Here is a 9,439-nt window from a genome sequence, read left to right as displayed (position 1 = left end):
GCCGGACCCCCAGCGCCACCCCGTCGCGCACACCCACCACGACCACCGCCGCGCCGACCCCCGCCGTCGCCGCCCGCTACGAGACCACCGCCACCCGGCTCTTCGGCTACACCGGCCAGGTGGTGCTCGACAATCCCGCCGGCGCCGCCGCCAAGGACTGGACCCTCGTGGTCACCCTGGCCGAGGGAGGCACCGTCACCACAGCCGACGGCGCCACCTGGCAGCAGGACGGACAGACCGTCACCTTCACCGGCGCCCCCGTACCAGCCGGAGGGTCACACACCGTCAGCTTCACCGTCCGCGACCCCGACACGCTCACCAAGGCCCCCGAGGGCTGCACCGTCAACGACACCCCGTGCTCCGGGCTCTGACCCCCCGGCCGGCCGCGCCTCACCCGGACTCCCGCACCAACCCCGCCAACGCCCGATTGGTGCGGTTGGACCGCACCGCCGCGCGCTGCTGACCCGCCGTCACCTCGATGTACGTCTGCGACGACGCCAGCGACGCGTGCCCCAGCAACCGCATGATCTCCGCCGCGCTCGCCCCGTCCTCGGCCAACCGCGTCGCGAACGTGTGCCGCAACGCGTGCAGCCGCGCACCCCGGGGCACCCGGTCACCGATGCCCGCCCGCCGGTAGCAGGAGTCCACCAGATACTGCAGCCCGCCCCGGCGCAACGGCTCACCCCGCCGGTCCACCAGCAACGGCGAGTCCGGCCGTACGCTGCGCGACCCGAACCGCCGCGCCCGGCTGTCCAGGTAGTCCACCAGCACCCGGTCCAGCTCCGGCTCGACCGGCACCACCCGCGGCCGGCCGCCCTTGCCCGCGACGTCCACCCGCCGCTCGCCGACGCGACCGCTCAGCGATGACACCCGCAACGCCAGCAGCTCCGACAGACGCAGGCCCGCGCAGAGCGCCAGGGCCAGCACCGCCACGTCCCGCTCCGGCCACGGGTCCCGCTGCCGCCCGTCCTCCCGCGCCACCGAGGCCAGCAGCTGCTCCGGGGTGTCCTCGCCGCGCAGCGGCTTGGGCTGGGGGAGCGGTGTACGGGGCCGGCCCACCGCCGGCATCGGGTTGCCCGCCACCACCCCCTCGGCCACCAGGAACGTGAAGAAGCTGTTCCAGCTGGACCAGGCGCGGTGCACCGATGCCGCCGCGCGGGGAGCGGCGAACCGGGCGAACGCCGCCCGCATGACCCGGGGGGAGAGGTCCGAGATCATCACCCGGTCGAGGGGGAGGGGAGTGGCGTCCTCGCCGACCAGGGCGGCCACGGCCCGCAGGTCCCGCCGGTACGCCTCCAGGGTGTGCGGGGAGGGCTTGCGGGTGGCCCGGGCCGTCAGGAACTCCTCGATGAGCCGCCCTACCGATTCGTCCTGTTTGTCATGCATAAGCCATATTATGCAGGTTTCTCGGATTGAGGGCCAGTGGCGGGGAGGGGAGCGGCATCAGGGGAACGCGGAGCTACCGCGTGCGGGCCTGTCCGACGAGCGCTCGCCGGCGGTGGGCGCGCTGAGGTTGACGATCGGACGCGAGGGCCGGGCCAGCCCATGGGGTGACGCAGCTTCCGGCTCGCAGCCGCCCCGTAGGCAGGAGGGCCGACGTCGGGCCTGACCCGACGAGCCTCGCGTGGACTCGTCGCAGTGGACTCGTCGCAGCCGTACACCCGTCGAGGACGGCCTTCGCCGCACTCATGATCGGGCGGCAGTTCCGACCAGGCAGGCCGTGCTGGCAGTCGGAAACTGCTGCCGGATCATGGGCCGCCGCCGCACCTGGCCTCACGCCACGGCGGAGAAGCTAATCCATCGGAGTGCACCTCGCCGCTGGCTCACCGGAGCCCGTAGCGGCACCGCCCACCCCTTCCGGAGGAGGCCTGATCCGGTCAACTTGACATAATATGTATTATCGAATCAGGGCCAATGGGGCGTGGACGGGGGGCGGGGACCTCGCGGCTCAGCTCGCCGACGGGGTGTCGCGTGCACCCACGAACGCGTCGTTCCACGTCGCGCCGGTTCGCCCTGCCGTCCGCGAACACGTCGCCGCACCGCCCCCCGGTGACGTACCGGTGACCTCGTCACCGTCCGACTACGTCAAGATCGAGTCCCCCGGCCCAGGCCGCGCATCCCCACAGCCCGCCGGGTCGTCCGGGATGCTCCCCCGGACGACCCATCGACGCAGGGCGACGTTCCCTGTCAGGAGGCCACGTACGCGGCCAGGTGCTCGCCGGTGAGGGTGCGGCGGGCGGCGACGAGATCGGCCGGGGTGCCCTCGAAGACGATCCGGCCGCCGTCGTGGCCGGCCCCGGGACCGAGGTCGATGATCCAGTCGGCGTGCGCCATGACCGCCTGGTGGTGCTCGATGACGATGACCGACTTGCCGGAGTCGACGAGCCGGTCGAGCAGGCCGAGCAGCTGCTCGACGTCGGCGAGGTGCAGGCCGCTGGTCGGCTCGTCGAGGACGTAGACGCCGCCCTTCTCGGCCATGTGGGTGGCCAGCTTGAGCCGCTGCCGCTCGCCGCCGGAGAGCGTGGGCAGCGGCTGACCGAGCTTGACGTAGCCCAGGCCGACGTCGGTCAGCCGGGTGAGGATCTTGTGCGCCGCCGGCGTCTTCGCCTCGCCGTCGGCGAAGAACTCCTCCGCCTCGGTCACCGACATGGCGAGCACCTCGCTGATGTCGCGGCCGCCGAGGTGGTATTCCAGGACCGCGGCCTGGAACCGTTTGCCCTCGCACTCCTCGCAGGTGGTGGCGACCCCGGCCATCATCGCCAGGTCGGTGTAGATGACCCCGGCGCCGTTGCAGGCCGGGCAGGCGCCCTCGGAGTTGGCGCTGAACAGGGCCGGTTTCACGCCGTTGGCCTTCGCGAACGCCTTGCGGATCGGGTCGAGCAGTCCGGTGTACGTGGCCGGGTTGCTCCGCCGGGAGCCGCGGATCGCGCTCTGGTCGACGGACACGACCCCGTCCCGCCCGGCCACCGAGCCGTGGATCAGGGAGCTCTTGCCGGAGCCGGCGACGCCGGTGACGACGACCAGCACGCCGAGCGGGATGTCGACGTCGACGCCCTGGAGGTTGTGGGTGCGGGCGTCGCGTACCGCCAGGACGCCGGACGGTGTGCGCACCGACGGCTTCAGGCGGGCGCGGTCGTCCAGGTGCCGCCCGGTGAGCGTGCCGCTGGCCCGCAGCCCCTCGAGGGTGCCCTCGAACACCACCTGGCCGCCCTCGGTGCCGGCGCGCGGGCCGAGGTCGACGATGTGGTCGGCGATCGCGATCGCCTCGGGCTTGTGCTCGACGACCAGCACGGTGTTGCCCTTGTCCCGCAGCCGGATCAGCAGGTTGTTCATCCGCTGGATGTCGTGCGGGTGCAGCCCGATGGTGGGCTCGTCGAAGACGTAGGTGACGTCGGTGAGCGACGAGCCGAGGTGGCGGATCATCTTGGTGCGTTGTGCCTCGCCGCCGGAGAGCGTGCCCGACGGACGGTCGAGGCTGAGGTAGCCGAGGCCGATCTCGACGAACGAGTCGAGGGAGTGTCGCAGCGCCGCCAGCAGCGGCGCGACGGTCGGTTCGTCCAGGTCGCGTACCCAGGCGGCGAGGTCGCTGATCTGCATCGCGCAGGCGTCGGCGATGTTGATGCCCGCGATCTTGGAAGATCGGGCCGCCTCGCTGAGTCGGGTGCCGCCGCACTCGGGGCAGGTGGTGAAGGTGACGGCCCGGTCCACGAAGGCGCGGATGTGCGGCTGGAGCGCGTCGACGTCCTTGGCGAGGAACGACTTCTGGATGGTGGGGATCAGCCCGGCGTAGGTCAGGTTGATCCCGTCGACCTTGATCTTGGTGGGTTCCCGGTGGAGCAGGTCGTGCAGTTCCTTCTTGGTGTACCTGCGGATCGGCTTGTCCGGGTCGAAGAAGCCGCAGCCGCGGAAGATGCGGCCGTACCAGCCCTCCATGCTGTAGCCGGGGATGGTGAGCGCGCCCTCGTTGAGCGACTTGCTGTCGTCGTACAGGGCGGACAGGTCGATGTCGGTGACCGAGCCCATGCCTTCGCAGCGGGGGCACATGCCGCCGAGGCGGGTGAAGGTGGCCTTCTCGGTCTTCGTCCTGCCCGCGCCGCGCTCGACGGTGATCGCGCCGCTGGCCCGCACCGAGGGGACGTTGAACGAGTACGCGTTGGGCGGGCCGATGTGCGGCTGCCCGAGCCGGCTGAAGAGGATGCGCAGCATGGCGTTGGCGTCGGTCGCGGTGCCGACGGTGGAGCGGGCGTCGGCGCCCATCCGCTCCTGGTCGACGATGATCGCCGTCGTCAGCCCTTCGAGTACGTCGACCTCGGGTCGCGCCAGCGTCGGCATGAAGCCCTGCACGAAGGCGCTGTAGGTCTCGTTGATCAGCCGCTGTGACTCGGCGGCGATCGTGCCGAACACCAGGGAGCTCTTGCCCGAGCCGGAGACGCCGGTGAAGACCGTGAGCCGGCGCTTCGGGATCTCGACGCTGACGTCCTTGAGGTTGTTGACACGCGCGCCGTGCACGCGGATCACGTCGTGGCTGTCGGCGTCGTGCAGCGCAGGCGACGGCGTGTCGGTCCTCGTGGCCGTGCTCATCGTGTCTCCATCCGTGGGCGGGGCCGGTTGGCGCTGGTCGGGGTCGCGCTCGGCGCGGGAACCACGGTATCGGCGACGCTTGGGCCCGTGGGGTCCCTGTGGCCGCGGCCACGGGGTGTGTTCGGCCGAGGTGTCGGACCGGCGCCGTCGTGCAGGGGCTCGCCGAACGACAGGATGATCTCGACGGCGCCCGCGATCCGCACCTGCGGGCGCGGTGAGGAGCCGCCGCGCCCGCAGGTGCGGATCGTGGTGGCGGACGGGTCAGCGGAGTTCGCGGATGCGGATGAGGTTGCCGGCGGGGTCGCGGAAGGCGCAGTCGCGGATGCCGTACGGCTGCTCGGTGGGCTCCTGCACGACCTCGGCGTCGCCGGCCTGCAGTTTGTCGAAGGTGCCGTCGAGGTCGGGGGTGGCCAGCAGGATCCAGCCGTAGGTGCCCTTGGCCATCATCTCGGCGATGGTGCGCCGCTCGGCCTCGGTCACCCCCGGATCGGCCGCCGGCGGCGCCAGCAGGATCGACGTGTCCGGCTGCCCGGCGGGGCCGACGGTGATCCACCGCATCGTGCCCTGCCCGACGTCGCTGCGGACCTCGAAACCCAGGGCGTCGCGGTAGAAGGCCAGCGAGGCGTCCGGGTCGACGTGCGGCAGAACGGTGGTGTTGATGGTGATGTCCATGCCGATCACGCTAGATGCGGGCCGGCAGCCGGCGCTTCTCGATTCCTGACCGGTCTGGTGACCTGTTTGGCGACGCACGGCGGCAGGCCCGCCGTCGCGCTCGCCGCCTGCTCCCGGTAGACGCTGGGCGGCATGCCGACCAGCTCGGTGAAACGGGTGCTGAAGGTGCCCAGCGACGCGCAGCCGACCGCGAAGCACACCTCGGTGACGCTGAGGTCACCCCGGCGCAGCAGCGCCATCGCCCGCTCGATGCGCCGGGTCATCAGGTACGCGTACGGCGACTCCCCGTACGCCGCCCGGAACTGACGGCTCAGGTGCCCGGCCGACATGTTCACACCCCGCGCGAGCGCCTCGACGTCCAGCGGCTGCACGTACTCCCGGTCGATCCGGTCACGCACGCGACGCAGCAGCGCCAGGTCACGCAGGCGCTGCGCCGCGGCGGGTGTGCTGGTCACCTGCGTGATCGTGCCAGGTGGCGCGCAAGTTGCCCAGCGCCGCCCCGGTGCGTGTCCGCGCCGGGGCGGCGCAGGTCGTCATGCTCAGGTGCCTGCTTGCGGGCCGGCGGTGCCGGTGCGCCCGGCCTGCTCGTCGGCCATGTACTGCGCGTACCAGTCCGGCCAGTCGGGGTCGGCCTTGCCGATCTCCTCCTCGTAGCGGCCGTGCGCGGCCGCGGCCCGGCGCAGCGCGGCGGCCAGATCGGGCACCGAGTCATAGGTGGCTTGCATGCGACTCCTCCGCGAGAACCGCCGGTCCGGTGGTCACCACAGCCGGCCGGGGAAGCGGGTGGTGACTTCCTGGAGGTACCAGCCGTTGCCGTCCGGGTCCTTGAAGGAGGCGAACGAGAAGTAGCTGGCGCGGTCCGGGGCGAGGCCGGGGGCGCGTCCTTCGCCGTTGGGCAGGGGCAGTCCACCGGCTGCCTGGTGGAAGATCTCGCTGATGTCGAGGCCGCGGCCCACCAGCTCGGCCCGGGCCGCCTCGATGTCGTCCACCACCAGGTACAGGCCCTGGACGGAGCCGGGCGCGGCCGAGGTCAGGACGCGGCTGAGCATGACCGAGCAGTCCGACCTGGGCGGGGTCATCTGCACTGTGCGGCCTTCACCCTCGCCGATGTCGGCATCTTCCCGCCAGCCCAGGGACTTGTAGAAGTCCTTGGCCCGGCCCGCGTCGGCGACGGGCAGCACGATGAATTCCAGCTTCATGTCCACGCTGTCGGCTCCTCTTCCTGCGATGGCCCTGCAGCCCATCCTCGGCCAGCTATCGCCCGAAATCCCCGGAAAGCCCTAAATCTTCAAGGTCGTCGCGGGGACGGCAGCACCGATGATCATCGAGCTGGTTCAGCCCGCACGGCTTGTCGCGGCCGGCCGGCGGCGTCGCGCCGTTCGGCGGCCTCGGTGAGCCGGCCGGCGGCGTTGATCATCCCGATGTGCGAGAAGGCCTGCGGGAAGTTGCCGAGCTGCTCCCCCGTGGCCTGGTCAATCTGTTCGGCGAAGAGCCCCAGATCGTTGACGCGGGCGGCGAGCTGCGTGAAGAGCTGCTTGGCCCGGTCCACCTCACCGGCCAGCCCCAAACAGCTGACCAGCCAGAACGAGCAGATGACGAAGCCTGCCGGGTCGCCGTTCCAGCGGCGCAGCAGCCCGTCGTGGGAGAGCTCGCGTTCGATCACCGCGATGGTGGAGCGCATCCGCGGATCGTCGGCCGGCAGGAAGCCGACCAGCGGCATGAGCAGCACCGAGGCGTCCAGGTCGTCGGAGTCGAAGGCCCCGGTGAACGCGCCGAGCTCCTCGTGCCAGCCCCGGGTCAGGACGGCCTCGCGGATCTCGTCGCGGGCGGCGGCCCAGCGGGTCACGTCGGCCTGGTCGCCGAGGCGCGGGCCGAAGCGGACGGCGCGGTCCAGCGCCGTCCAGCACTGCACCTTCGACGAGACGTAGTGCCGTTCGGCGTCGCGGGCCTCCCACATGCCGGAGTCCGGCCGGCGCCAGTCCCGCGTCGCCTGGTCGGCGAGGGCGCGCAGCAGGTGGTGCACCTCGGGCGCCATCGGGTCGAGGTAGTGGCGCATCAGCCAGGCCGCGTCGAGGATCTCCCCCAGCACGTCGCTCTGCCGCTGCTTCCAGGCGTTGTTGCCCACGAAGACCGGCCGGCTGTCGGCGTAGCCGGAGAGGTGGTCGAGGGGGTGCTCGGTGAGGTCCCGCTCCCCCTGCACCCCGTACATGATCGGGACCGGCTCGTCACCGATGCGTCCCATCGCCCGGGCCACCCAGGCGAACTGCCGGTTCGCCTCGTCCGGGCAGGCCGCGCGCCAGAGGGCCTGCAGGGTGAGGCTGAAGTCGCGGACCCAGACGAAGCGGTAGTCGTAGTTGCGGTCCCCGCCGAGCTGCTCGGGCAGCGAGGTGGTCGCCGCGGCGACGATCGCGCCGCTGGGTCCGTAGGTCATGCCCTGCAGGATGATGGCGCTGTGCCGCACCTGGTCGTGGAACAGGCCGCGGTACTGGTCGCGGTGCAGGTCCGCCCAGGAGCGCCAGCCGGTGACGGCGTCGGCGACCACCCGGTCGGCGTCGGGCGACGCGGGCGGACCGGAGTCGTAGGTCGAGGCGTGCCCGAGGGTGAAGCGGTAGGTGTCGCCGGCCCGGACGGTGAAGCTCGCGGTGGCGTCGCCCTGCCTGCACTCCAGTGGGACGTCGCCGCGCAGGCTGAGCCGGGACCCGCCGGCGGCGGCCTCGATGACGCCGTCGTGTTCGGTCAGGTACGCGGTGACCCGCCCGTACTCGAAGCGTGGCCGGTAGTCCAGCCGCATCGGCACCTCGCCGGCGAGCCCCTCGACCACCCGGCCCAGCACCCCCGGTGAGCGCCGGCCGATGTCGTGCCCGCGCGCGCCGGGCTCCAGTGCGAGGGCGTCGGTCACCGCGACGCTGCCGTGCCCGGTGGTGAAGGTGCTGCGCAGCACGAGCGTGTCCTCGAGGTAGGAGCGCTCGCAGGTGAAGTGGCCCTCCGGCTGGATCGACCAGTGTCCGGCGTCGTCGTCGAGCAGCCGGCCGAAGATGGAGGGCCCGTCGAAGCGTTGCGGGCACCACCAGTTCACCGAGCCGGCCCGGTCCACCAGGACCGCGCTGCGGCCGTCCGCCAGGAAACCGTGGTCGCCGATCCGTCCGCTGGGCACGGGGGTGCCTACCCGGCCGGCGGGGGTGCATGCCTGGCCAGGGCTTCGCACCGACGGTGACGATCGGCGCAGACCGGCACGTGGCGCGCGGGCCTCGTCACATGCCGCCGGCGACCCGCAGCACCGCGCCGGTGGTGTAGGAGGCGTCGGGGCCGAGGAGCCAGGCGACGGCGCCGGCGACCTCGTCGGGTTCCCCGGGCCGGCCCATCGGTATCCGGCCGGCGTTGCGGTCGGGGCGGTCGGGCATGCCGGACAGGGCGTGGATGTCGGTGCGGATGAGGCCGGGGGCGACCGCGTTGACCCGGATGCCCTGCGGGGCGAGTTCCTTGGCCAGGCCGATGGTGAGGGTGTCGGTGGCGGCCTTGACGGCGGCGTAGTGGATGTACTCCCCCGGGCTGCCGAGGGTGGCGGCGGCGGAGGAGATGTTGACGATGGCGCCGCCGGTGGTGAGGCGGCGGGCGGCCTGCTGGGCGCAGAGGACGTAGCCGACGAGGTTGACGTCGACGACGTGGCGCAGGTCGTCGGGGCGCAGGTCGGTGAAGGCGCCGATGGGGCTGGTGACGCCGGCGTTGTTGACCAGCCCGGTGAGCGGGCCCAGGCCGGCGGCGGCGTCGAAGAGCCGGGCGATCTGGTCGGGGTCGGTGGTGTCGGCGGGTACGGCGACGGCCTGCCGGCCGAGGGCCTGGACGTCGGCGAGGACGGCGGACGCGGCGTCGTGGTCGCGGCGGTAACCGATGGCGATGTGGTGGCCGTCGTGGGCGAGGCGGCGGGCGACGGCCGCGCCGATGCCGCGGCTGCCGCCGGTGATGACCGTGACCGGATTCAATGGACCGCTCCCCTGCCCCCGTGTGGGGGCGACGCTACCGTTTCGAGCACGGGCCGGTCACGGAGAGGGTGCTCACACATGTCGCGGGTGTTGGTGCTGGGTGGTGGCGGGGTGACCGGGGTGGCCTGGGAGTGGGGGCTGCTGGCGGGGCTGGCGCGGCGGGGGGTGGCGCTGGCGGACGCGGACCTGGTGGTGGGGACGTCGGC

General features: G+C 72.4%; 9 protein-coding genes. 1 reads left to right on the top strand and 8 read right to left on the bottom strand.

All coding sequences use genetic code 11. From position 1 onward, the window contains the following. Positions 1-371: cellulose binding domain-containing protein (locus ACSNN7_RS27715; RefSeq protein ID WP_436683989.1), on the top strand; the 371-nt coding region annotated here is incomplete at its 5' end. Positions 372-390: 19 nt separating this feature from the next. Here the strand turns inward: ACSNN7_RS27715 and ACSNN7_RS27710 are convergent. The 8 genes from ACSNN7_RS27710 to ACSNN7_RS27675 all read right to left on the bottom strand — a co-directional run bounded on the left by ACSNN7_RS27710 (position 391) and on the right by ACSNN7_RS27675 (position 9,233). Continuing rightward, on the bottom strand, positions 391-1,386 hold the full coding sequence (locus tag ACSNN7_RS27710; RefSeq protein ID WP_436683988.1) for a tyrosine-type recombinase/integrase: 996 nt from the start codon (positions 1,384-1,386) through the stop codon (positions 391-393). Between the two features lie 801 nt (positions 1,387-2,187). Next, positions 2,188-4,581: an ATP-binding cassette domain-containing protein gene (locus ACSNN7_RS27705; protein ID WP_436683986.1), complete on the bottom strand. Its 2,394-nt coding sequence runs from the start codon at positions 4,579-4,581 to the stop codon at positions 2,188-2,190. Positions 4,582-4,842: 261 nt separating this feature from the next. Then, complete coding sequence (locus tag ACSNN7_RS27700; protein WP_436683985.1) at positions 4,843-5,253, bottom strand: VOC family protein; 411 nt, start codon at positions 5,251-5,253, stop codon at positions 4,843-4,845. A 5-nt stretch (positions 5,254-5,258) separates the two neighbouring features. Further along, positions 5,259-5,708: a helix-turn-helix transcriptional regulator gene (locus ACSNN7_RS27695; protein WP_436683983.1), complete on the bottom strand. Its 450-nt coding sequence runs from the start codon at positions 5,706-5,708 to the stop codon at positions 5,259-5,261. A gap of 84 nt (positions 5,709-5,792) precedes the next feature. Continuing rightward, the gene (locus ACSNN7_RS27690) at positions 5,793-5,978 is read right to left on the bottom strand and encodes a hypothetical protein (protein ID WP_436683982.1); all 186 of its coding nucleotides are present in this window, start codon (positions 5,976-5,978) and stop codon (positions 5,793-5,795) included. A gap of 33 nt (positions 5,979-6,011) precedes the next feature. Next, positions 6,012-6,452 carry a VOC family protein gene (locus tag ACSNN7_RS27685; protein ID WP_436683991.1) on the bottom strand — a complete coding sequence of 147 codons (441 nt, stop codon included), beginning with the start codon at positions 6,450-6,452 and terminating at the stop codon, positions 6,012-6,014. A gap of 122 nt (positions 6,453-6,574) precedes the next feature. Further along, on the bottom strand, positions 6,575-8,407 hold the full coding sequence (locus ACSNN7_RS27680; RefSeq protein ID WP_436683980.1) for a glycoside hydrolase family 15 protein: 1,833 nt from the start codon (positions 8,405-8,407) through the stop codon (positions 6,575-6,577). 97 nt (positions 8,408-8,504) lie between these two features. After that, the gene (locus ACSNN7_RS27675) at positions 8,505-9,233 is read right to left on the bottom strand and encodes an SDR family NAD(P)-dependent oxidoreductase (RefSeq protein ID WP_436683978.1); all 729 of its coding nucleotides are present in this window, start codon (positions 9,231-9,233) and stop codon (positions 8,505-8,507) included. Positions 9,234-9,439 lie beyond the last annotated feature (206 nt).

It is taken from the genome of Micromonospora sp. URMC 105 (assembly GCF_051386295.1).
Classification (GTDB): Bacteria; Actinomycetota; Actinomycetes; order Mycobacteriales; family Micromonosporaceae; genus Micromonospora.
The sequence above is the reverse complement of the archived record's forward strand: the minus strand, read 5'-3'. Positions and strand labels throughout refer to the sequence as shown.